Genomic DNA, 22,567 nt, shown 5'->3' on the forward strand with positions numbered 1-22,567 from the left:
AGTCCTGAGGAGAAAGGAAGGAGTGTGTGATGCGCGCAGCCGGTTTCCTCCGTGGCGGGCTGCTGGCAGGCATGGTGTTCGCTGCCCTGTCGGTGGCCGGTGTGGCCGCCGCCGACGACCACACTCCGACCATTGCGCTGGTCACCGCGTTCGGTCCGTCTTTGTCGCCGCCGATCGTCGACGCGATCGTGCCCATCGTTCCGGAGCCCGGACGCACGGAAGACGCGACAGCGGAAGATATTCCGCCATCGGAACTCGGACCGCCGGTTTCCGGCCCCGCACTGGACCAGATCCTCCCTGTCGGCCCATCGCCGATCGAGCCGATCCTGTCGCTGCTCAACACATTCGGCATCGCAATACCGCACCAGGCCGACCCTGACCAGCCCGCTCCCGGCGCCGATTCATCCGAGCCCGCGGCTGAGGCCCAGTCGCCCGAGCCGTCGACCGAGAGTGGTCCCGGACCTGGCTATGCCGAACCGGCATCCAAGGACGGTCCGCCCCGACCCCGTGCAAGAACCGAGCCTGCCGACCCGCCTGCCGGGGGCGATTCCGCGGATCCGACGATCGAGGGTGCTCCTGCCGAGTCGACGGTCGGGGCTGGACCTGCGGGGGTGGCCGAGGGTGTTGCTGTGGAGTCGGCGGCCGGGGCAGGTGCAGGGCAGCCGATCGGGGCCGAGCTATCGATTGCGGGCTGTCGTACGTTGCCGACGCGCGAGGACGGGACGGCAACGGGGGCCGGGCCTTCTGGGTCGACCGTCAGGGATGGTCCGGCGGAGTCGGCCCGGGATGCGGGAGTTGCCCGGGCGGGGATCGAGGGTGGATCGAGGCCGTTGGCGGTTGACGGTCGGCTGGGTCAGCTGCCGATCGGGGCCGGCGGACCGGTCTGCCTCGGTGCGATCGACTCTGGCCGGATCGGGTTCGGCGGGATCGAGCGAGGCCAGGTCGGCGTTGATGCGATCGACCTCGGCCCAGGCGGACTCTGGAAGATTCCGGCGCAGGTCGGTCCATCGGTGAGCGGTGTGCCCCTGCCCTGGGTGGATCGAGGTGACCTGGTCGCCGGGGTCCACCGGCTGTTCCCCGGTATCCGGGCAGAGCCGGCGATCAGTCGCGCCGACGGTCGGCACCGGCGTCACGTGAACTGGGCCGAAGGCCGAGCCCCGGACGACAACCCGACTCACCACCGCGAGACACCCCTCACCCTCCACGGCCCCGGCTATCTCGGCGGCGCCAGAGCCGGTCCCGGACCACCGGCTGGTTCAGAACGAGTCGAGTCCGCCGCCGTCGAACCCGCCGCTGTCGTATCCACCACCGTCGAAACCCTCGGAGCCGCCCCACCCACCTGAATCCTGACCCGGGTCGTACCCCGGATCCTGGCCGACCTCGCCCTGACCGGCATCCTGGTCGAGCGCCGCCTCGCCGGTGCCGTCCTCGAACGCTTGGGCGTCGTAGCCGACTCCGGACATCCCGGCGAACAATGTCGTGAACAGCAGTGCCGAACCGGCGCCCCAGGCGCCGGCGATCAGCGCGGGCTTCCACCACGGCTCCGAATACCACCCCGCGGGGACCGGCCGACCGGCCACCCGCCCGCCGGGGTAGTAGTTCGGCGTGCCCTGGGACGGGGCGGGGGAAGCCGCGATGCGGCGGCCGTTGTGCTCGACGACCCGTAGCTCGTCGACCTGTCCCGCGATGTCCTGACCATCGAGGGCCGGTACCGGTGGGCCCGGGTCCATATTCATCGCGGTGCGCGCAGCCCGGATGTAGTACAGCCCTTCCATCGCCGTCTGCTTGGCCAGGCGGGCCTGGGCGGGCGAGTTCGCCCTGTCCATCTGCCCGCCCGCCGCGTTGTAGCGTTCGGAGGCGTCGGCCAGCGCCTGCCGGGCCGCTTCGTTGCGCGGCGACAGTTGGTACACCTGGCCGCCGAGCCGTTCGATCGTCACTCGCGCGTCGGCCTGCGCTTCGTCGAGTTCGCGCGCGTTCCGCTTGTTCTGCTCGGCGCGCAGATACAGCAGTGCCACCACGCACACGATGACGATCACGATCAACCACCACAGCATCGCGCACCTCTTTCGCCCGAGGTCTCGAGACGCCGTCCAGTTTACTGGCCGGTTGCCGGATCGGGCTGAGGCTGCTTGATCAGCGCGTTGCGGGGTAGCTCACCTCGCGAGGTGGCGGGCGATCACCAGCCGCTGGATCTGGTTGGTGCCCTCGAAGATCTGCATGACCTTGGCCTCGCGCATGTAGCGCTCCACCGGGAAGTCCTGGGTGTAGCCGTAGCCGCCGAAGACCTGGACCGCGTCGGTGGTCACCTTCATCGCGGCGTCGGTGGCGACCAGCTTGGCGACGCTGGCCTGGCGCGAGTACGGGAGACCGGCGTCGCGGCGCCGGGCCGCGTCGAGGTAGGTGGCGCGGGCGGTGTCGACGGCGGCCGCCATGTCGGCGAGCACGAAGCCGAGGCCCTGGTGGTCGATGATCTTGCGGCCGAACGCCTCTCGCTCCTTGGCGTAGGCGACGGCCTCGTCGAGCGCGCGCTGGGCGACGCCGGTCGCCACCGCGGCGATGCCGAGGCGGCCCGCGTCCAGGGCGCTGAAGGCGATCGACAGGCCCTGACCCTCGTCGCCGACGCGGCGTTCGGCGGGCAGGAAGGCGTCGTCGTAGGCGGCGGTGGTGGTGGGGATGCCGCGCAGGCCCATCTTCTCCTCGGGCTTGCCGAAGCTCAGGCCCGCGGTGTCGGCGGGGACCAGGAAGCAGGAGATGCCGCGCGAGCCCTCGCCGGTGCGGGCGAACAGGGTGTAGAAGTCGGCGCGGCCGCCGTTGGTGATCCACGCCTTGGTGCCGGTGAGCCGGTAGCCGCCGTCGACCGGGGTGGCGCGACAGCGCAGGGCGGCGGCGTCGGAACCCGCGTGCGCCTCGGACAGGCTGTAGGCGCCGATGGTTTCGCCGGAGAGCATGCCCGCGAGCCACCGCTGCTTCTGCTCGTCGGTGCCGTAGGTGAACAGCGGGTGGCAGGACAGGCCGTGCACGCTCACCGCGACCGCGACGGCGGCCCAGCGGCTCGCCAATTCCTCGAGCACCTGCAGGTACACCTCGTAGGGCTGCGCGCCGCCGCCGAACTCCTCCGGGTACGGCAGGCTCAGCAGCCCGGCCGCGCCGAGGGCGGGGAAGACGCCGTCGGGGAAGACGCCGGTCTTCTCGCTCTCGGCGACGCGCGGCTCGAGCACCTTGTCGGCGATGTCGCGGGTCAGCTCGATCAGCTCGCGCGCTTCGTCGGTGGGCAGCATCCGGTCAACAGCCATGCTCGACACAGTACGTCCAGCATTGAATTGCGTGCAAGGCAGCACGGAATTTTCACCCCCTATACTGGGTCGATGCCCGAGCTGCCACCGAACAAGCATCAGGAGAAGAGTCTGCGAACGCGGACGCTGCTGCTCGATGCCGCGATCGAGAGCCTGGCCGAGGTCGGCTACGCGGGCGCCTCGATCGCCGACATCACCGCCAGGGCCGGGGTCACCCGGGGCGCGCAGCTGCACCAGTTCCACACCAGGAGCGAGCTGTTCGCGCAGACCATCGGTCATCTCACCGAGCGGCAGCGGGAGGCTATGCAGCGCAAGGCGAAAGCCCTGCCCGGCGACAGCGCGGCGGGCGCGGTGCTGGTCGAACTGGTCACCGCGACGTTCGCCGGGCAGCTCGGTCGCGCCGCCGTCGAGCTCTACGTCGGCATCGCCAACGACCCGCCGCTGCGCCGCGAGATGCTGCGGGTCCAGCACGAGCTGACCGTCGAGCTGCTCGACCGCTGCGCCGGGCTGATCGACCCGGCGATCACCCGCGAGCGGCTGGAGAGCACCTTCTGGCTCACCATCAACCTGGTCCGCGGCGCCACCCTCGACGAGATGGTCGGGCGCGACCGGGTCCGGCGCAAGCAGGTGCTGGCCGACTGGACCGCGCTGGCCGACCTCGCCCTGCGCTGAGCGGGCCTATCATCTGCGCATGAACGCAGACGGCGGACCGGGCCGCGCGCCGCTGGCCGACGACCAGGTGGGACTCGTCGTCGAGGTGTTCCGGATGCTGGCCGATCCGACCCGGGTCCAGGTGCTGTGGGCGCTGGCGGACGGTGAATTGTCGGTGAACGAACTGGCGACCGCGGTCGGTAAGCCGGGGCCGTCGGTGTCGCAGCATCTGGCCAAGTTGCGGATGGCCCGGCTGGTGCGGACCCGGCGCGAGGGCACCACGATCTTCTACAGCCTGGAGAACGATCATGTCCGCCAACTGGTCCTCGACGCGGTGTACAACGCCGAGCACGCGGGTCCGGGCGTGCCGGCGCATCATCGCGGACCCGACGCGCAGCCGCCGCACCGGGCGCAAGAGGGCTGACGCTGAACACGCCGTTCACCAGGAAAAGTTACGCTGGGAAACGGTTGCCGCCCGCTCTCCCTTCGGTAGCATCCGCTTGTGACGTGGCTCATGCCGCGGCGGGACCGAAGGAGTTTTCGATGCTGAGCACCATGCAGGACGACCAGCTGTCGCTGGCCAAACTGCTCAACTATGCCGCCACCTTCCAGGGCAATTCGACCGTGTCCACCTGGACCGGCGACGGTGTGCGCACCATGACCTTCCGCGAGCTCGGCGCGGACGCCGCGCGGCTGGCCAACGCGCTGCGTGGTCTCGGCGTCGAAGAGGGTGACCGCGTCGGCACCTTCATGTGGAACAACAACGAGCACATGGTGGCCTACATCGCGGTGCCCGCGATGGGCTCGGTGCTGCACGCGCTCAACATCCGCCTGTTCCCGGAGCAGCTGGTCTTCGTCGCCAACCACGCCGAGGACAAGGTCGTCCTCGTCGACGGCACCCTCGTGCCGCTGTTCGCGCAGTACCTGCCGAACCTGAAGACCGTGCAGCACGTGATCGTCGTCAACGGTGACGCGGCCGCGCTGACCGCGCCCGAGGGGGTGCAGGTGCACTCCTACCGCGAGCTACTCGACAGCCAGCCCGCCGAATTCGACTTCCCGGTCGTGGACGAGCGGTCGGCCGCCGCGATGTGCTACACCTCCGGCACCACCGGCGACCCGAAGGGCGTCGTCTACTCGCACCGCTCCAACTGGCTGCACGCCATGCAGGTGAATCAGCCCAACGGCATGGGTTTCCAGGGCTCGGACTACGTGCTCGCGATCGTGCCGCTGTTCCACGCCAACGCGTGGGGCCTGCCGTACGCGGCGCTGATGTCGGGCGCGAACATCCTGATGCCGGACCGCTTCCTGCAGCCGGGCCCGCTGCTGGAGATGATGGCGGCCGAGAAGCCGACCTTCGCCGCCGCCGTGCCGACCATCTGGGGCGGCGTGCTGGCCGGCCTGGCCGCGCAGCCGCAGGACATCTCGCACCTGCGCACCGCCGTCGTCGGTGGTTCCGCGGTGCCGCCCGCCATGATGCGCGCGTTCGAGGAGAAGCACGGGGTGCGCATCCTGCACGCGTGGGGCATGACCGAGACCTCCCCGCTGGGCAGCGTCGCGCACGCGCCCGCCGGTGTCGATGGCGACGAGGCCTGGGCCTACCGCTACACCCAGGGCCGCTTCCCGGCCAATGTCGAGGCCCGGCTCGTCGGTGACGACGGCAAGGTCGTCCCGAACGACGGTGAGTCGCTCGGCGAGCTCGAGGTCCGCGGCGCGTGGATCACCGGCTCCTACTACTCGCCGACCGGCGCGGAGATCGACCCGGACAAGTTCGACGACGGCTGGCTGCGCACCGGCGACGTCGGCAAGATCAGCCCCGACGGCTACCTCACCCTGGTCGACCGCTCCAAGGACGTCATCAAGTCCGGTGGCGAGTGGATCTCCTCGGTGGACCTGGAGAACGCGGTGATGGGCCACCCGGCCGTCGCCGAGGCCGCCGTGATCGGTGTGCCGGACGAGAAGTGGGACGAGCGCCCGCTGGTCGCGATCGTGCTGGCCGATGGTGCCGCCGCCGAGGCCGTCGAACTGCGTGACTTCCTGGCCGACAAGTTCGCCAAGTGGCAGCTGCCGGAGCGCTGGACCTTCATCGCCGAGGTGCCCAAGACCAGCGTCGGCAAGTTCGACAAGAAGCGGCTGCGCGCGCAGTACGCCGAGGGTGAGCTGGACGTGACGACGGTGGGCTGACCCCTCCGGAAGAACGACGGCGGGCGTGGAATCACTTCCACGCCCGCCGTTCTCATTCAGTTGTTTGTTCTGTTGTCGGATCCTGTTGTGCGATGCAGTTGTCGATATTCAGTTGTCGACAGAAACGCTGGTGCTCAACAGTTCCGGAGTTCCGGGCTCTGGTTGAGGAGCTGGGCGCGCGGGCTGATGTAGCGGCTGTAGGTCTCGCCGCCGACCGCCGAGAGCGGGAACGCCGCGACCCGATGGCAGTTCTGGAAGGCGAGTTTCACGCCGAAGTGCCGTTCCAGCCCGCCGCGGATCGCGTCGGAGGCCAGGGCGCGCAGCAGCTGGCCGCGAGCGACCTCGTCCGGCGGCGGCACCACGTTGTCGGCGAATTCCGCGTCGCCCGCCCGCAGGTCGCCGGCTACCCGGCTCACCACTTCCCAGGCGTAGGGCAGTGATGTGCGGACGCATTCGACGAATTCGGCGTCGTCGATATCGCCCTGTTCGGCGCGCTCGAGCAATGCTGCGGGAACATCGAGGGACATGGCGCTCTCCTCCTGCTTGGTGGTGGTCGGCGGGATGCGATGCCCCTTCGAGTCTAAACGAAATCCGTTGTCAATAACCCTGGATTCATTCTGAAAGTGCTTTCCGTAGTGCGCTTTTCGCGTCGGCTGCCAGGTCGGCGATCAGTTCGCCTGCCGATAGCTCGGTCGCCAGTGAATGCGTTTGCCCCGCCCACAGATTCACATCGTCGGTGTTGCCCGCGGCCCGTCCGGCGGCCCGCAACGGTGCGGTGGCGTAATGAATTTCGGGGTAGGCGGCCGGGGCGGTCGCGGTGTGCTCCCGAAGAAAACGGTTGCGGATTCCGCGCGCACGTCGTCCGGTGAAGGCGCGGGTGAGCATCGTCGGTTCCGGCGACCCGATCGCGCCGCGGTGCGCGGCGTTGGTGCCCGCCTCGGCGCAGCGCAGCAGCGCGGTGCCCAGCTGCCCGGCTGACGCGCCCGCGGCGAGCACCGCGGCCAGGCCCGCGCCGGTGGCGATGCCGCCCGCGGCGATGATCGGACGATCGGTGCTCGCGGTGAGCAATTGGAGCAGGGCCAGCAGGCTCAGCGGGTCGACCTGGTCGTCGGCGGGATCGTCGAGGAAGCTCGCGCGGTGCCCGCCCGCCTCGGCGCCCTGGGCGATGAGCGCGTCGGCGCCCGCGTCGACGGCGATCGCCGCCTCGGCGGGGGAGGTGACCGTCACCCAGACCTCGGTCCCGACCGCGTGCAGCCGGTCGACCTCGACGGCGGTGGGGCAGCCGAACGTCGTCGACACCACCGCGACCGGGTCGGCGACCAACAGGTCGATCTTCTCGGCCCAGCCGTCGGTGTCGTGCCTTGGCGTGCCGAGCGGGTACTCCTCGCCGAGTTCGGCCAGGTAGGCCGCGTAGGTCGCCGGCTCGGCGACCGGGCCGGGTGCGAACAGGTTCATGCCGAACGGCGCGGCGGTCACGGCTCTGGTCGCCGCGATCTGGTCGGCCATCGCCGCGGGCGCGAGGTAGCCGGCGGCCAGCTGGCCGAACCCGCCCGCGTTCGAGACGGCGACCACCAGCTCCGGGGTGGACGGGCCGCCCGCCATGGGCGCGGCGACGATGGGGACACGCAAGCTCTCGATCACCATGTCCCGAGTCTGTCCGGTCGGCGCCGGGTGCGGCGCTCGGATGGGCGCGTGTGACCCGCTCGGCAACGGGATCGTTACTGTGCGACGGGCCTCCCACCTGCGAGTTCGATCCAGAAGGTTGCGGAATGATCACGACGGGGTAGAGTTCCCGTCACAACGGATGCCGAACCGTTACACACGGTGAGGTGGCGGGAACCGCTCAGGCGGATTCCGGGCCGGTCGCAAGCCGGTTTCGTTTCCTTGTTGTCGGACGCTAGGACGAGACTTTGTCGCAGCACCGTATGGGCCCCGAATCCATCTCCGTCAAGGCCCTGCTGGGTGACGGAGGCGCCGGGCGCCCGAGCCGGCACCGCGCCGAACCGTCGCGTTCCGACCGGATGCGGGTCGCCGCCAGCGCCGCGGTCGCCGCGGGCGCCATCGTCGGCACCGCCGCCTCGATCGCTCCGACGATCGCCTACGCGGCCCCGCTGCTACCGACGCACAACGACGACGTCGAGGAATCCGTCGTCCCCGATTCCGCTCGCCAGGCCGCCGACGTGAACTTCGTCGCCGCCAAGCAGGTCACCGCGCCCGCCGAGGCGCCCGCGCAGGTCGACGCCGTCGCCGCGCCGATCGCGGCCCCGGTCGCCGCCCCGTTCGGCATCGGCAACCTGCCGCCCGAGATCGCGGGCCCGCTGGCCCAGGTCGAGGACATCATCCAGGGCATCCAGCACCAGGTCGCGCCGCCGCAGGCCGCCCGTCCGGTCGCGGGCCCGATCAGCTCCGGCTACGGCGCCCGCTGGGGCGCCATGCACTACGGCGTCGACTTCGCCGACTCGATCGGCGCCCCGATCCACTCCGTGTCCAGCGGCACCGTCATCGAGGCGGGCCCGGCCTCCGGCTTCGGCCTGTGGGTCCGCGTGCTGCAGGACGACGGCACCACCGCCGTCTACGGCCACGTCAACGAGATGCTGGTGACCCAGGGTCAGCGGGTCAACGCGGGCGATGTCATCGCGACCGTCGGCAACCGCGGCCAGTCCACCGGCCCGCACCTGCACCTGGAGATCTGGGATCAGGGTGGCGGCAAGATGGACCCCATTCCCTACCTCGCCGCCAAGGGTGTGCCGCTCGAGTGGGGCCCGTCCGCGCACTGAGTTCTTCGAGTCGCGGACTTCTCCGCGAAAGCCGAGTGACGGTGGTTCAGTATGAGCCCCGTCACTTTGCTGTGTGATCCGGCAACACGCCTGATCGACGGGCCGATACTCCTCAGGGCCCGTGGAACCGGGGGCCCCGTAATCGGGGGCTGTCGGCACGACGTTCGGCCGGTCTGTGGTCGCTCGATATGATGGCTCGATCTGCACGGGGCGGCTGTCGGCGCGTCCATGCTCGATGAGAGGTGAATGAACCCGAATGGAAACCGCCCGTCGTTCTGCCCGCGGTAACCGCCGTCGCCGGTCGAGCAGTCCGACATTCGGTCAGTTGCTGACGGCCGCCGTCGAATCGGCCGCCGACGCCACCGCCATCCGGTTCAACCCCACCGGCGACCAGGCCGACCAGCGCGAACTCACCTACCGCGCGCTGGACGAGGAATCCTCCCGGTTGGCCAGGGAACTGATCGCCCGCGGCGTCGGCCCCGGCGACATCGTCGCCGTCGCGATCACCCGCTCGATCGAATCGGTACTCAGCGTCTGGGCGGTGGCCAAGTCCGGCGCCGCCTACGTGCCGATCGACCCGGCCTACCCGGCCGAGCGCATCGCCCACATCGTCACCGACTCACGCGCCGTCCTCGGCGTCACCACCACCGCGCACCGGCCCGCCCTCGGCACGTCGACCGAGTGGCTCGAGCTCGACGACCCGGCCGTCGCGGCGCGCGTAGCGGCCCAGCCCGCGCACGCCATCTCCTACAGCGACCGGGTGCGCACGCTCGACGAGCGGCACCCGGCCTATGTCATCTACACCTCGGGTTCCACCGGTCTGCCCAAGGGCGTCGTGGTGACCCAGGCCGGTCTGTCGACGATGGCCGCGGTGGGCAGGCAGTACCGGGTCGACGCGGGTTCGCGGGTGACCCACCTGAGTTCGCCCAGCTTCGACTTCTCCCTGATGGAGATGCTGTTCACCTTCACCGCGGGCGCGACCCTGGTCGTGGTCCCGCCGACCGTGTTCGGTGGCGACGAACTCGCCGATCTGGTTCGCCGCGAACAGGTCTCGCATCTGCTGATCACCCCGGGCGCGCTCGAATCGGTCGACTCCACCCGGGTCGACACCGTGCGCGTGGTGGTCACCGGCGGTGACAAGCTCGGCCCCGAACTGGTGGATCGCTGGGCGGCCCAGGGCCGTTCGGTGTTCAACGCCTACGGTCCCACCGAGGCCACCGTCATGGTGACCACCGGCGAGATGACCGCGGGCGAAGCGGTGACGCTGGGTTCGGTGATCCCGGGTGTCGCGGCCTTCGTGCTGGACGCGCGGCTGCGCCCGGTGCCCGCCGGTGTCGTCGGCGAGCTGTACCTGGCCGGGCCCGCGCTGGCCCAGGGCTACCTGGACCGCCCCGAGCTCACCACCGAGCGTTTCGTCGCCAACCCGTTCGGCGCCGACGCGGGCGCGCCCGGCGGACGCCTGTACCGCACCGGTGACCTGGTGCGCCGCAACACTTCCGGTGAGTTCGAGTACCTGGGCCGGTCCGACTTCCAGGTCAAGATCCGCGGCCTGCGCATCGAGCTCGGCGAGATCGACAACGCGCTGACGACCCATCCGGACGTCGACTTCGCGGCCACCCTCGGCCGCACCCTGACCAACGGCGTGACCTCGCTGGTCGCCTACGTGCTGCCCCGCGCGGGCGCCGCGGTGACCCCGGCGGATCTGGCCCACCACCTGTCGGGTCTGCTGCCCGCGTACATGGTGCCCGCGGCGATCGTGCTGCTCGACGAGATCCCGCTGACCCCGGTCGGCAAGCTCGACCGCAAGGCCCTGCCGGAGCCCACCTTCACCGCCCGCGAGTTCCGCGCGCCGAGCACGCCGATCGAGGAGATCGTCGCGCAGGTGTTCGCGGCGCTGCTGGTGTCGGACGACAACCAGCAGGTCGGCGCGGACGACGACTTCTTCGAGCTCGGCGGCAACTCGCTGCTGGCCGCCCAGGCTGTGGCCCGGATCGGCACCGCGCTCGACGCCAGGGTGCCGGTGCAGCTGGTGTTCGAGGCTTCGACGGTGTCGGCGCTGGCCGCGCGCGTCGAATCGCACGTCGGCGCCGGTACCGGTAACCCGCTGACCGCGCAGACCAGGCCCGAGCAGATCCCGCTGTCCTACGCGCAGCAGCGGATGTGGTTCCTCAACCGCTTCGATCCGCACAGCGGCGCCAACAACATTCCGCTGCCCGTGCGGCTGTCCGGCGCGCTGGACGTGGCCGCCATGCGCGCCGCCGTTGCCGACCTGGTCGGCAGGCACGAGGTGCTGCGCACGATCTACCCGGAGGTCGACGGTGACGCCGTGCAGCTGGTGCTGCCGGTGGGTGATCCGCGTGCCGTCCCGCAGGTCGACGTGGTCGAGGCGACTCCCGAGCAGCTGCCCGGCCTGATCGCCGAGCAGGCGGTGGCCGGTTTCGACGTCGCGGTCGCGCCGCCGGTGCGGGTGCGGCTGTTCCGCCTCGGCGCCGAGGAACACGTGCTGCTGTGCGTGGTGCACCACATCGCCGCCGACGGCTTCTCGATGGCGCCGCTGACCCGCGACCTGATCGCCGCCTACTCCGACCGGCTGCGCGGCAGTGCCCCCGCCTGGCGTGAGCTGCCGGTGCAGTATGCCGACTTCACCCTGTGGCAGCGGGCCACGCTCGGCGCCGAGTCCGACCCGGATTCGCTGCTGGCCCAGCAGATCTCGTTCTGGCGGGACGAATTGGCCGGGCTGCCCGAGCAATTGGACCTGCCCGCCGACCGGCCCCGTCCCGCGGCGATGAGCAACCGCGGCGCGAGCTACGACTTCCGGATCGACGCCGACACCCACGCCGCGCTGGATCGGCTCTCCCGCGAACACAATTCGACGCTGTTCATGGTCGTGCACACCGCGCTGGCCGTGCTGCTGGCGCGCCTGTCGGGCACCACCGACATCGCCGTCGGCACCCCCGTCGCCGGTCGTGGCGAAGCGGTGCTCGACGACGTGATCGGCATGTTCGTCAACACCCTGGTGCTGCGCACCGAGGTGGACCCGGCCCGCAGCTTCGACGAACTGCTCGGCAGCGTCCGCGGCACCGACGTGGCCGCCTTCGGGCACGCCGACGTGCCGTTCGAGCGGCTGGTCGAGCTGCTCGACCCGGCCAGGTCGATGGCGCGCCACCCGCTGTTCCAGGTGATGCTCACCTTCCAGAACCTCGCGGGCGCCGAGCTGACACTGCCCGGCCTCACGGTCGCCGGTGTCGATCTGGCCGTGCCGTTCGCCAAGTTCGACCTCGAGCTCACCCTCGTCCCGCTGGAGACCGACGGTGTCGCGAGCGGGGTGTCGGCGGCCTTCACCTACGCCACCGACCTGTTCGACGAGGCCACGGTCGCCGGGTTCGCCGACCGGCTGGTGCGTCTGCTGACCGAGGTCGTGGCCGATCCAGCCCGCCCGGTCGGCGCGATCGAGCTGCTCGAAACCGTCGAGCGCGAGCGAATCCTGCAGCGGTGGAACGACACCGGGCACGAGCTCGCGCCCGCGCTGCTGCTCGACGGTTACCGCGCCGCCGTCGCCGCGCGGCCCGACGCGATCGCCCTGTCCTTCGAGGGCGCCGAGCTGACCTACCGCGAGTTCGACGAGCGGGTGAACCGGCTGGCCCGGCTGCTGGTGCGGCGCGGGGTCGGCGCGGAGTCGCTGGTCGGGCTGGCGGTGCGCCGGTCGCTGGATCTGGTCGTCGGCATGTACGCGATCGTCACCGCCGGTGGCGCGTACGTGCCGCTCGACCCGGATCATCCGGCCGAGCGGATCGCGCACATCCTCGACACCGCGCGGCCGGTGTGCGTGCTGACAACCACCGCCGACGCCGTCGAGGTGCCGGTGTCGACGCCGGTGATCACCATGGACACCGTCGCGCTGGACGGCTTCTCGGGTGCGCCGCTGAGCCAGGCCGAGCTGGTCCGTCCGGTGCTGCCGCAGCACCCGGCCTATGTCATCTTCACCTCCGGTTCCACCGGCCGCCCGAAGGGCGTCGCGGTCTCGCACCGGGCGATCGACAACCAGATCGCGTGGATGCTGGCGGAGTACCCGCTGGCGCCCGGTGACGTGTACCTGCAGAAGACCGCGACCACCTTCGACGTGTCGCTGTGGGGCTACTTCATGCCGCTGCGCACCGGCGCGAAGCTGGTCGTCGCGACCCACGACGGCCATCGCGATCCCGCCTACATCGCCGAAACCATTGCGGCGCAGGGCGTCACGATGACCGACTTCGTGCCGTCGATGCTCACGGTGTTCGCCGCGCACACCGCGCCCGGCGCCATCCCCACCCTGCGCGACGTGTTCGCCATCGGTGAGGCGCTGCCGCCGGAGACCGTCGCGGCGCTGCGTGCGGTCTCGCCCGCGCAGGTGCACAACCTCTACGGCCCGACCGAGGCCGCGGTGTCGGTGACCTACTGGCCCGCGGGCGAGACCGACCGCGGCTCGGTGCCGATCGGTGTGCCGCAGTGGAATACCCAGGTCTATGTGCTGGACGCGCGGCTGCGGCCGGTGCCCGCCGGGGTGGTCGGCGAGCTGTACCTGGCGGGCGATCAGCTCGCGCGCGGGTACGTCGCCCGGCCGGATCTGACCTCGGATCGCTTCGTGGCCAACCCGTTCACGCCCGGCGCGCGGATGTACCGCACCGGTGACCTGGTGGTCTGGCGCACGCCCGCCGATACCGGCCAGGTCCTGGAATACCTGGGCCGCACCGACTTCCAGGTGAAGTTCCGCGGTCAGCGCATCGAGCTGGGCGAGATCGAGACGGCGCTGCTGGCGCAGCCGTCGGTCAGCCAGACCGTCGCCGTCGTCGCCGACTCGCCCGCCGGTGAACAGCTGGTCGCCTACGTGGTGCCCAAGCCGGGGGAGCGGATCGAGCAGGCGGCCCTGCTCGCCGCGATCGGTGATTCGCTGCCCGCGTACATGATTCCGGCCGCACTGGTCGAGCTGGACGCGTTCCCGCTGAACCCGAGCGGCAAGCTCGACCGCAAGGCGCTGCCCGCGCCCACGTTCACCGCGGGCGAGTTCCGCGCACCGGCCACGCCCACCGAGGAGATCGTCGCGGGCGTCTACGCCGAGCTGCTCGGCATGGCGCGCGTCGGCGCCGACGACGACTACTTCGCACTCGGCGGCAACTCGCTGCTGGCCACCCGCGCGATCGCCCGGATCAACGAAGCGCTCGACGCCGAGGTGACCATTCGCGACCTGTTCGAAGCGCCGACCGTCACCGCGCTGGCCGCGCGTGTCGGCGCCCTCGGCGGCGCGGCGGCCCGGCCCGCGCTGGTGGCCACCGCACGGCCGGAACGCATTCCGCTGTCGCTGGCCCAGCAGCGCATGTGGGTGCTCAACCAGCTCGACCCGGCGTCGGGCTCCTACAACATCCCGTTCGCCATCCGGCTGACCGGCGCGCTCGACGTGGCCGCGCTCGACGCCGCGGTGACCGACGTGCTCACCCGCCACGAATCCCTGCGCACCCGTTTCCCGTCACAGGACGGCACCCCGGTCCAGGAGATCCTGCCGGTCGCCGAGGTGCTGCCCGCCGGGCTCGAGGTGGAGACCACGACCGAGGTGCTCGCCCGCGCCGCCGCGCTGGCCGAGGCCGGCTTCGACGTCACCAGGGAAGTGCCCGTGCGGGCGCGGCTGCTCACCGACGGATCGGCGGCCGACTGGCTGCTGGTGTTCGTGGTGCACCACATCTCCGCCGACGGCGCGTCGCTGGCCCCGCTGGCCCGCGACCTGATGACGGCCTACGTCGCCCGCGCCGGACAGCAGGCCCCGGCCTGGACGCCGCTGCCGGTGCAGTACGCCGACTTCGCGCTCTGGCAGCGCGCGGTCGTCGGCGCCGACGACGAGCCGGACTCGGTCGCCGCCGCGCAGCTCGACTACTGGCGGACCCAGCTGGCCGGCGTGCCGCCGCTGCTGGAACTGCCGCAGGACCGCCCGCGTCCCGCGACGCCGACGCTGCGGGGCGCCACCACCGAGCTGCGGCTGCCCGCCGAGGTGCACGCGCAGCTGAACCACCTCGCGCGCGAGCACAAGTCGTCGCTGTTCATGGTCGTGCACGCGGCGCTGGCCGTGCTGCTGGCCCGGCTCTCGGGCACCACCGACATCGCCATCGGCACCGCCGTCGCCGGGCGCGGTGAGCGGGCCCTCGACGAGCTGGTCGGCATGTTCGTCAACACCCTGACCCTGCGCACCGCCCTGGACCCGGCCGGGTCCTTCGACGAGGCGGTGGACCTGGCCCGCGAGACCGACCTGGGTGCCTTCGCGCACGCCGACCTGCCGTTCGAGCGGGTCGTCGAGGTGGTCGCGCCGGGCAAGGGCAGCGCGCACAACCCGCTGTTCCAGGTGGCGCTGACCTTCAGCAACAACGAAGCGGCCGCGCTCGAACTGCCCGGTCTCAGCGTGACCGCGCTGGAGACCGCGGTGGCGGCGAAGTTCGATCTGCAGGTCGACGTCGAGCCCCGGTTCACCGCCGAGGGCGCGCCGGACGAGCTGGTCACGCTGTTCAACTACGCCACCGATCTGTTCGACGAGGCCACGGTGCGCACCATCGGCGCGCGCTTCGCCCGCATCCTGACCGCGGTGGCCGCCGATCCGCAGATCCGGGTCGGCGATATCGACATCCTCGACGAGCAGGAGCGGGCCAGGCTGCTCGCGGGCGCCACCCAGGCGCCGGCACCGGTCGCGCCGTCGGGCGGCACCACGCTGGCGCAGGCGTTCACCGCCGCGGCCGAGGACGATCCGGACGGGCCCGCGCTGGTCTGGGGCGACGACTCGCTCACCTACGAGCAGCTCGACACCCGTTCCTCGCGGTTGGCGCGCCTGCTGATCGGCCGTGGCTTCGGGCCGGGTGCCGGTGTGGCCGTTGATCTTCCGCGTGGTGTCGACTGGGCGGTGGCGGTCTGGGCCGTGCTCAAGTCCGGTGCCGCGGTGCTGCCGGCGCCGGGCATCGGCGCGGCGCCCACCGAACCGGCCGCCAAGATCGGCATCACCGCGGGCGCGACGCCGGACGGCGATTTCGAGTGGGTGGTCCTGGACGACCCGGCGATCCGCACCGAGCTGTCGACCCAGTCGGCCCGCCCGGTGACCTACGCCGACCGCACCAGGGCGCTGCGCGGCGGCGACCCGGCCTTCGTCGGCGTCGACGGTGTCCGCAGCTACGACGAACTCGCCACGGCGGGTGCGCGCGTGCGCGCCGACGCCGCGCTGACCTTCGAGTCGCGCACCTTCGGCAACGGCGCGGCGGACAGCTTCGCCGTGCTCGTCGAGCCGGTCGCGGCCGGTGTCGCGGGCGCGTCGATGGTGCTGGCACCCGCGGCGGGCGACGACCTGTCGGCGGTACTGGCCGAGGAGTGGGTGAGCCACCTGTTCGGTGATCGAGCCGGTCTCGAGGCGGTCGACACCGCCGGGCTCGACGACCTGCAGGCATTGATCGCCGACGAGGTCGCGCCGGGCAACCCCGGCCCGGCCGAAGTCGTACTGGTGCTCGGGGACCCGCGTCCGTCGGTGTCCTGAGCCGTGACCGTGGTGACGGGGCGACGAGTTCCGGTGATGGGTGAGGTGGAATCGCGATGACACGACCGGTACGAACACGTCCGGTGCGGACTCGCCGCGCCAGGGTGACCGCGTTGCCGCAGCTGCTGGCCACCGCTGTGGAGACCAATCCCGACGGTGTCGCGGTGGTGCTCGCCGACGCCGCGAGCACGCTGGGCAGCCTGAGCTACGCCGAGATCGACGAGCGCTCCAGCCGGATCGCGCGGCTGCTGATCGAGCGCGGCATCGGGGCCGGTGACCTGGTGGCCATCGGCATCCCGCGCTCGATCGAGTCGGTGCTGGCGGTCTGGGCGGTCGCCAAGACGGGTGCCGGGTTCGTGCCGGTGGACCCGAACTATCCGCCGGATCGGGTGTCGCACATGGTGTCCGACTCCGGCGCGGTCTTCGGGCTGACCGTGACGGCGGTCGCCGACCGGTTGCCCACCCAGGTGGACTGGCTGGCCATCGACGACGCGGGCCTCGCCCCGCTGCTCGACGAGGTCTCCGGCGACCCGGTCACCAATGCCGACCGGCTGCGCCAGATCCGCGCCGAGGACCTGGCCTACCTCATCTACACCTCCGGTTCCACCGGTCTACCCAAGGGCGTCGCGGTGAGCCAGGCCGGGCTGGCCGGGTTCTGCGAGGAACAGCGGCTGCACTACGGCATCGAGATCGGTTCGCGCACCCTGCATTTCGCCTCGCCGTCGTTCGACGCCTCGCTGCTGGAGCTGCTGCTCGCGGTGGGCGCGGGCGCGACGATGGTGATCGTCGACCCGAGTGTCTACGGCGGCGACGACCTGGCCGCGCTGCTGCGCCGGGAACGGGTGAGCCACGCGTTCATCACCCCCGCCGCGCTGGCCTCGATCGACCCCGACGGCCTCGACGACTTCCGGGTGGTCGCGGTCGGTGGCGAGGCGGTACCGCCGGATCTGCTGCGGCGCTGGGCGATTCCGCTCGCCGACGGCACCCTGCGGCAGTTCCACAATGTGTACGGGCCCACCGAGACCACGATCGTGGTCAATATCAGTGTGCCGCTCAAGCCCGGTGACCCGCTGACCATCGGTGGTCCGCTGCGCGGCGTCGCGGAGTACGTGCTCGACGACCGGCTCGGCCCGGTCCCGCCCGGTGTCACCGGCGAGCTCTACATCACCGGTGCCCAGCTGACCCGCGGCTACCACGCGCGGCCCGGTCTCACCGCCTCGCGCTTCGTCCCGAATCCCTTCGATCCGGCGGGTTCCCGGCTCTACCGCACCGGCGACCTGGTCCGCTGGACCGCCGACGGCGCGCTGGAATACGTGGGCCGCAACGACTTCCAGGTCAAGATCCGGGGCTTCCGGATCGAGCTCGGTGAGATCGACGCGGTGCTCTCCGCGCACGAGAGCCTCGACTTCGCCGCCACCGTCGGGCACGAACTCGACAGCGGCGCCACGATTCTGGTGTCCTACGTGCACGCGGCGCCCGGCGCGACGATCGACACCGCCGCGCTCACGGCGTTCGCCGAGCGCAGCCTGCCCGCGCACATGGTGCCGACCGTGCTGATGGAGCTCGACACCATCCCGCTGACTCCGGTCGGCAAGCTGGACCGCCGGGCGCTGCCCGCGCCGGTGCTCGAGCACGCAGCGTTCCGGGCGCCCGCGACGCCGGTGGAACAGATCGTCGCCGGGACCTTCGCCCAGGTGCTCGACCTCGGCGAAGACACCCAGCTCGGCCTCGACGACGACTTCTTCGCCCTCGGCGGCAACTCGCTGTTGGCCACCCAGGTCGCCGCCCGGCTCGGCGCCGCGCTCGATACCGACTTCCCGGTCCGGCTGCTGTTCGAGGCCCCGACGGTGGAGGCGCTGGCCCAGCGGCTCGCCGAGTCCGCGGGTGCGGGCGCGCGTCCCGCGCTGGTGGCGACCGAACGGCCGGAACGGATTCCGCTGTCGCTGGCGCAGCAGCGGATGTGGTTCCTCAACCAGTTCGACCCGGAGTCGGTCGCCTACAACATCCCGATGGCGGTGCGGCTCGGCGGCGCGATCGACGTGGACGCGCTGCGGGCCGCGGTCGGCGATCTGGTCGCCCGGCACGAGACGCTGCGCACCGTCTACCCCGAGACCGAGGATGGCCCGATCCAGCGGGTGCTGTCCGAGTCGGCCGCGACGCCGCAGCTCGAGGTGCGCCGGGTCCAGCCCGCCGACCTGGGCGCGGCCATGCATGCGCTCGGCTCGTCCGGCTTCGATGTGCGCGGTCAGGTGCCGCTGCGGGTCGCGCTGTTCGAGCTCGGCCCGGACGAGTCGGTGCTCGCCGTGGTGGTGCACCACATCGCCGGTGACGGCTCCTCGCTGACCCCGCTGACCAGGGATCTCATGCTCGCCTACGCGGCGCGCTCGGCGGGCGCGGCACCGGAGTGGGCGCCGCTGGCCGTGCAGTACGCGGACTACGCGCTCTGGCAGCGCGCCCTGCTCGGCAGCGAGGACGATCCGCGATCGCTGGCCTCGGCCCAGCTGGCCTACTGGCGCGAGGCGCTGGCCGGGCTGCCCGATCAGCTCGACCTGCCCGCCGACCGCCCGCGCCCGGCCGTGCAGACCTTCGCCGGTGGCCGGGTGCCGATCGAGATCGACGCCGCGACCCACCGCGCGCTGCTCGCGCTGGCGCACGAGCGGGGCGCGACCCTGTTCATGGTGGTGCACACCGCGCTCGCGGTGACGCTGGCCCGGCTGGCGGGCACCGACGACCTCGCCATCGGCACGCCCATCGCGGGCCGGGGCGAGGCCGCGCTCGACGACCTGATCGGCATGTTCGTCAACACCCTGGTCTTCCGCACCACGCTGCGGCCGGGGGAGCCGTTCACCGAGCTGCTCGCCCGGCAGCGCGACACCGACCTGCAGGTGTTCGCCAATGCCGACCTGCCGTTCGAGCGGCTCGTCGAGGCGATCAACCCGGCCCGCTCGACCGCGCGGCACCCGCTGTTCCAGGTGGGTCTGTCCTTCCAGAACCTGACCCGCACCGGGCTCGAGCTCGGTGAACTGGCGGTCGAGGGCGTCGATGTGGATCTGGCGGTGTCGCAGTTCGATCTGCACGCCGTCGTCGCCGACACCTACGACGCCGACGGGGTCGCCCAGGGCATCAGCGGTGTCTTCACCTACGCCACCGACCTTTTCGACGAGGCGACGGCGGCCGGCTACGCGGACCGCTTCGCGCGCGTGCTCGCGGCCGTGGCCGCCGCGCCGCACCGGCCCGCCGACGAGCTGGAGCTGCTCTCCGACAGCGAGCGGGAGCGAATCCTGCACGGCTGGAACGCGACCGGGCATCCGTGTCCGCCCGCCACCCTGGCCTCGCTGTTCGCCGAGACCGCCGCCGGGCACCCCGACGGTGTCGCGCTGATCGATCCCGATGGCGCGCCCCTGACCTATCGCGACTTCGCCGCGCGCGTTCATCGGCTGGCACGACACCTGATCGCGGAGGGCGTCGGCGTGGAAGACCGTGTCGCGCTGGCGATTCCACGATCTGTGGACCTCGTCGTCGCGATGTACGCGGTGACAGCGACCGGTGCCGCTTACGTGCCGGTCGACCCGTCGCAACCGGCCGACCGGATCGGGCACGTGCTCGACACGGCCGCCCCGGTCTGCGTATTGACCACGGCAGCGGCGGGATTCACCGCCACCGCTGCAAACGTGCCTGCCGCTGCGGACACGTCGGCCGGTGGGTCGTCTGCCGCCGACGGCGCGCAGGGTGGTGAACTTTCTACCGCTGGTGCCGGACTCGGCGCGGTGCCGGTGGTCGTCGTCGACGCGCTGGATCTGTCCGCGCTCTCGGATCAGCCGATCGCGGCGAACGAGCGCCGTGGCGTGCTCCGCCCGGAGAACACGGCGTACGTGATCTTCACGTCCGGGTCGACGGGTAAGCCGAAGGGTGTCGCCGTCTCGCACGGCGCGATCGTGAACCAGCTGCGGTGGAAGGCCGCCGCGTTCGGGCTCGGCCGCGAGGATTCGGTGCTGCTGAAGACGGCCGCCACCTTCGACCTGTCGGTGTGGGAGTTCTGGTCGGCCGCGGTGTGCGGCGGCACGCTGGTGATCGCCGCGCCCGACGGGCACCGCGACCCCGCGTACCTGCTGAGCGTGCTCGCCGGTCGGTCGGTGACCACGCTGCACGTCGTCCCGTCGATGCTCGACGCGCTGCTCACCGAGTCCGGTGGGGCATTGCCGCCCGCGCTGCGCCGGGTGCTCGCCATCGGCGAAGCCCTGCCCGCCGCGACCGCGCAACGCTTCGTCGCCACGAATTCCGCCGCGCTGCACAACCTGTACGGCCCGACCGAGGCCGCCGTCTCGATCACCGATCACCGGGTGACCACGGCCGACCGGGCGACGGTGCCGATCGGCGCGCCGGAATGGAACAGCCGGGTCTACGTCCTGGACGCGCGTCTGCGTCCGGTGCCGGTGGGCGTCTCGGGTGAGCTCTACCTCGCGGGCGCGCAGCTGGCGCGCGGCTACTTCGGCCGCCCCGACCTGACCGCCGACCGCTTCGTCGCCGACCCGTTCGCCATGTCCGGTCGGGCCGCCGAGAACTTGGGTGGTGAGACGCGGTCCCCCCACGGCGCCCGGATGTACCGCACCGGCGACCTGGTGGCCTGGACGGCCGACGGCGAGCTGGAATACCGGGGCCGCACAGACTTCCAGGTGAAGATCCGGGGCTTCCGCATCGAACTCGGTGAGATCGAGGCGGCATTGCTGGCTGCGCCGCAGGTCGCGCAGGCGGCCGTGCTCGCGCAGTCCGACGCGCAGCTCGGCGACCGGCTCGTCGCCTATGTGGTGCCCGCGCCGGACACCGAGCTCACCGCGAGCGCGGCCAAAGCCGCGGTGGCGCAGGTGCTTCCGTCGTACATGGTGCCCGCCGCCTTCGTCGTCCTCGATCGCCTGCCACTGAACGCGAACGGCAAGCTCGACCGCGCCGCGCTGCCCGCGCCGGTGCTCGAACCGCGCCGCTACCGGGAACCGGTGGGGGACAGCGCGATCGCGGTGGCGGAGGTGTTCACCGAGGTGCTCGGTGTCGCCCGGCCCGGTCTCGACGACGATTTCTTCTCCCTCGGCGGCAACTCGCTGCTGGCCACCCGGGTGGTGCACCGGCTGCGCGAGCGCACCGGCACCGAGCTGACCGTGGCCGCCTTCTTCGCCGACCCGACCGTCGCCGGGCTCGCGGACCGGCTCACCGCCGGTCCGGCCGGGCTCGGCGGTGACCTCGACGCGGCGCTGGCCACCACGCTGCCGCTGCGCCGGGGCGGCGACCGGGAGCCGCTGTTCTGCCTGCACCCGGTCTCCGGCTTGGCCTGGGCCTACGCGGGTCTGGCCCCGCACCTGCCCGAGGACCGCCCGATCATCGGCATCCAGTCGCCGGCCCTGAGCGACCCGGACTTCCGGCCCGCCACGGTGGACGCGCTGATCGACCACTACCTCGCCGAGATCCGCGCGACCCAGCCGCACGGGCCGTACCACCTGCTCGGCTGGTCGCTGGGCGGCGTGCTCGCGCAGGCGGTCGCCACCCGGTTGCAGGCGGCGGGGGAGACGGTGGCCTCGCTGACCCTGCTGGACAGCGTGCCCGGCGCCGACCTGGCCGATTTCGGCGCCGAATTGCGGGCGGCGTTCCAGGAACTCGGCATCCCCGACCAGCAGTTGCCCGACGCAGACCGACTGGTCGGTCTCGGCGACGACGCCCTGGCCGCGCTGCACGGCGCGCTGGCCGGGTCGACGCCGATCTCGCTGCCGCGCTTCGTCGGGATGTACCGGGGTGCGCTGCGGACTGTCGAACTGGTTACCCAACTGATGCCGGATCGATTCGTGGGTGATCTCACCTTCTTCACCGCCCTGCGAACGGCCGGGAAAGCGCCGGGTGGCGCGTCGCGCTGGCGCCCCTATTTCAGTGGGGTCATCACCGATCATCCGGTCGACGCGAGTCATCAGCAGATGCTCGGCCCGGTGGCAGTCACCACAGTCGGCCCGGTAACGGCGCAGGTCATCGCCATTTCCGGGCGGTCCATCGATAGCTCCACGTAACAGGCTCCGCGCAGATTACGATTCTGTTGCAGAGAGTTGGTGTGTCGTGGCGCACACCTCGGCGACGGTCGGCGACAGCGATATAGG

General features: G+C 71.5%; 11 protein-coding genes. 7 read left to right on the plus strand and 4 right to left on the minus strand.

What is annotated here, in order from left to right; genetic code table 11:
* Positions 1-29: 29 nt before the first annotated feature.
* The gene (locus tag AB0H54_RS17615; RefSeq protein WP_357346416.1) at positions 30-1,343 is read left to right on the plus strand and encodes a hypothetical protein; all 1,314 of its coding nucleotides are present in this window, start codon (positions 30-32) and stop codon (positions 1,341-1,343) included.
* On the opposite strand, the gene AB0H54_RS17620 is transcribed toward AB0H54_RS17615, so the two are convergent.
* Positions 1,257-2,054 (minus strand): DUF1542 domain-containing protein, encoded by a 798-nt coding sequence (locus AB0H54_RS17620; protein WP_355271191.1) that lies wholly within the window; start codon positions 2,052-2,054, stop codon positions 1,257-1,259. The genes AB0H54_RS17615 and AB0H54_RS17620 overlap by 87 nt on opposite strands.
* Positions 2,055-2,153: 99 nt before the next feature.
* Complete coding sequence (locus tag AB0H54_RS17625; protein ID WP_357346417.1) at positions 2,154-3,293, minus strand: acyl-CoA dehydrogenase family protein; 1,140 nt, start codon at positions 3,291-3,293, stop codon at positions 2,154-2,156.
* Between the two features lie 72 nt (positions 3,294-3,365).
* On the opposite strand from AB0H54_RS17625, the gene AB0H54_RS17630 reads away from it, so the two are divergent.
* From AB0H54_RS17630 to AB0H54_RS17640, 3 genes are all read left to right on the plus strand, one after another.
* On the plus strand, positions 3,366-3,965 hold the full coding sequence (locus AB0H54_RS17630; RefSeq protein WP_218720753.1) for a TetR/AcrR family transcriptional regulator: 600 nt from the start codon (positions 3,366-3,368) through the stop codon (positions 3,963-3,965).
* Between the two features lie 19 nt (positions 3,966-3,984).
* Entirely contained in the window at positions 3,985-4,368 is a 384-nt protein-coding gene (locus AB0H54_RS17635; protein ID WP_355271195.1) for a metalloregulator ArsR/SmtB family transcription factor, read from the plus strand.
* A gap of 119 nt (positions 4,369-4,487) precedes the next feature.
* Positions 4,488-6,125, plus strand: coding sequence for a long-chain fatty acid--CoA ligase (locus AB0H54_RS17640; protein ID WP_355271196.1), 1,638 nt, complete (start codon positions 4,488-4,490; stop codon positions 6,123-6,125).
* 134 nt (positions 6,126-6,259) lie between these two features.
* Here AB0H54_RS17640 and AB0H54_RS17645 read toward each other — a convergent pair whose 3' ends face one another.
* Both AB0H54_RS17645 and AB0H54_RS17650 read right to left on the minus strand, forming a co-directional pair.
* A complete protein-coding gene (locus AB0H54_RS17645; RefSeq protein WP_218720750.1) occupies positions 6,260-6,652 on the minus strand; it encodes an SCO5389 family protein in 393 nt (130 codons plus the stop codon).
* Positions 6,653-6,737: 85 nt separating this feature from the next.
* Complete coding sequence (locus tag AB0H54_RS17650) at positions 6,738-7,769, minus strand: nitronate monooxygenase (RefSeq protein ID WP_357346418.1); 1,032 nt, start codon at positions 7,767-7,769, stop codon at positions 6,738-6,740.
* Positions 7,770-8,035: 266 nt separating this feature from the next.
* Here AB0H54_RS17650 and AB0H54_RS17655 point away from each other — a divergent pair, with 266 nt between their 5' ends.
* The 3 genes from AB0H54_RS17655 (at position 8,036) to AB0H54_RS17665 (ending at position 22,480) form a co-directional block, all read left to right on the plus strand.
* Positions 8,036-8,902 carry a M23 family metallopeptidase gene (locus AB0H54_RS17655; protein WP_357346419.1) on the plus strand — a complete coding sequence of 289 codons (867 nt, stop codon included), beginning with the start codon at positions 8,036-8,038 and terminating at the stop codon, positions 8,900-8,902.
* A gap of 325 nt (positions 8,903-9,227) precedes the next feature.
* Positions 9,228-16,436, plus strand: a complete 7,209-nt coding sequence (locus AB0H54_RS17660) for an amino acid adenylation domain-containing protein (protein WP_357346420.1) — start codon at positions 9,228-9,230, stop codon at positions 16,434-16,436.
* Between the two features lie 83 nt (positions 16,437-16,519).
* Positions 16,520-22,480, plus strand: a complete 5,961-nt coding sequence (locus tag AB0H54_RS17665) for an amino acid adenylation domain-containing protein (protein ID WP_357346421.1) — start codon at positions 16,520-16,522, stop codon at positions 22,478-22,480.
* Positions 22,481-22,567 lie beyond the last annotated feature (87 nt).

The sequence above is a fragment of the Nocardia sp. NPDC050718 genome (assembly GCF_040654235.1).
Taxonomy (GTDB): Bacteria; Actinomycetota; Actinomycetes; order Mycobacteriales; family Mycobacteriaceae; genus Nocardia.